Below are 1,742 nucleotides of genomic sequence, written 5' to 3'. Positions count from 1 at the left end.
GGCCGGCCCGCGCCCGCACCGCGCCGGTGGCGACCCGGCGGGCCGGCCGGCGGTGGTGGTCGGGGTCGGCGCGGCGAAGGGGGTGCGGGCCGGGGAGGTCGTGGAGCTGGTCGAGGCGGCACTCCGGGAGGCCGGTGTCCCGGTGGGGTCGGTCGCCGAGCTGGCCACCGTGGACGCCAGGGCTGAGGAGCCGGGGATCGTGGCCGCCGCCGAGCGGCTCGGGGTGCCGCTGGTGACGTACTCCGCCGAGGAGCTGGCGGCCGTGGCGGTGCCGAACCCGTCAGCGGCGCCGCTCGCGGCCGTCGGCACAGCTTCGGTCGCCGAGGCGGCCGCGCTGCTGGGCGGCGGCGACCTCCTCGTCCCCAAGCGGAAGTCGGCGCGGGCCACCTGTGCGGTGGTACGTCGTCCGGGGCCGGGGCCGGGGCGGGCCGGTGCCGCCGCGGACGACCGGGTGACGGCAGGGGTCCGGGGCCTGCCGGAGCCGCCGTACGGCAGCCCGGACACGTCGGCCACCACGGCGGGGCAGCCCGGCGGCCACCATCACGACCACCACGACGGGCATCACCATCACGAGGGGCACTCGCACGGCCATGCGCACTGAGGACACCGGCGGGTCCGGGCACGATCTGCGGCATCACGGGGACGCCGAAGTGCGGGACGACGGCGCGGCGTTGACCGACCTCGCCGTCAACGTCCGCGCGGACACGCCCCCGTCGTGGCTGCGGGAGGAGATCGCCGGTTCCCTGTCGTCCCTGGCCGCCTACCCGGACGGGCGGGCCGCGCGGGCGGCGGTGGCGGCACGGCACGGGCTGCCGGAGCGGCGGGTGCTGCTGACGGCGGGGGCCGCGGAGGCGTTCGTCCTGCTCGCGCGTGCGCTGAAGGTCGGCCGCCCGGTCGTGGTGCACCCGCAGTTCACCGAGCCGGAGGCCGCGCTGCGGGATGCCGGGCACACCGTGGAACGGGTGCTGCTGCGGGAGGAGGACGGGTTCCGGCTGGATCCGGCGGCCGTCCCGGAGGCAGCCGACCTGGTGGTGATCGGCAACCCCACCAATCCGACGTCGGTGCTGCATCCGGCGGAGTCGATCGTCCGGCTGGCCCGTCCGGGACGGACGTTGGTGGTGGACGAGGCGTTCATGGACGCGGTGCCGGGTGAGCGGGAGGCGCTGGCCGGCCGGACGGACGTGCCGGGGCTGGTCGTGCTGCGCAGCCTCACCAAGACCTGGGGGCTGGCCGGCCTGCGCATCGGGTACGTGCTGGCCGAGCCCGAGGTGATCGCCGAACTGGAGCGGGCGCAGCCGCTGTGGCCGGTGTCGACACCGGCGCTGGCCGCGGCCCGGGCTTGTGTGGCGCCGCGGGCACTGGCCGAGGCGGGGCACGCGGCGTACCGCGTCGCCGCGGACCGGGCGCACCTGGTGTCGGGCCTGGCGGCCTTCGCCTCGCGCGGGGTCCGGGTGGTGCAGCCCGCGGAGGGGCCGTTCGTCCTGGTCGGGATGGCGGACGCGAGCGGTGTACGACGACGGCTGCGGGAGCTCGGCTACGCGGTGCGGCGGGGGGACACGTTCCCGGGGCTCGGGGCTGACTGGATGCGGATCGCGGTACGGGACCGGGGTACGGCGAACCGCTTCCTGGAGGCCCTGTCGGCGGCCCTGGACTCCCCCGCCCACCGGTCCGGCGGCTCGTCCGGCACGCTCGGCTGAGCGGCCGGGCCCCCGGCGGGCGGCCGCCCCCGCCCGGACCCCGGT

The 1,742-nt window shown here is 78.0% G+C and carries 1 protein-coding gene and 1 pseudogene; both read left to right on the top strand.

Annotated features, from left to right (window positions below):
- Positions 1–52 precede the first annotated feature (52 nt).
- Positions 53–412, top strand: a pseudogene (locus GT045_RS06335) (cobalamin biosynthesis protein); the annotation flags it as partial.
- A gap of 178 nt (positions 413–590) precedes the next feature.
- Positions 591–1,697 carry an Rv2231c family pyridoxal phosphate-dependent protein CobC gene (gene cobC, locus GT045_RS06330; RefSeq protein WP_161295847.1) on the top strand — a complete coding sequence of 369 codons (1,107 nt, stop codon included), beginning with the start codon at positions 591–593 and terminating at the stop codon, positions 1,695–1,697.
- Positions 1,698–1,742 lie beyond the last annotated feature (45 nt).

It is taken from the genome of Streptomyces sp. SID486 (assembly GCF_009865385.1).
Taxonomy (GTDB): Bacteria; Actinomycetota; Actinomycetes; order Streptomycetales; family Streptomycetaceae; genus Streptomyces.
This window is presented reverse-complemented; position numbering and strand designations above follow the sequence as displayed.

Excerpts from the sequence above, each read along its gene's own strand:
- cobC (WP_161295847.1), top strand. The coding sequence starts at position 591 with ATGCGCACTGAGGACACCGGCGGGTCCGGGCACGATCTGCGGCATCAC.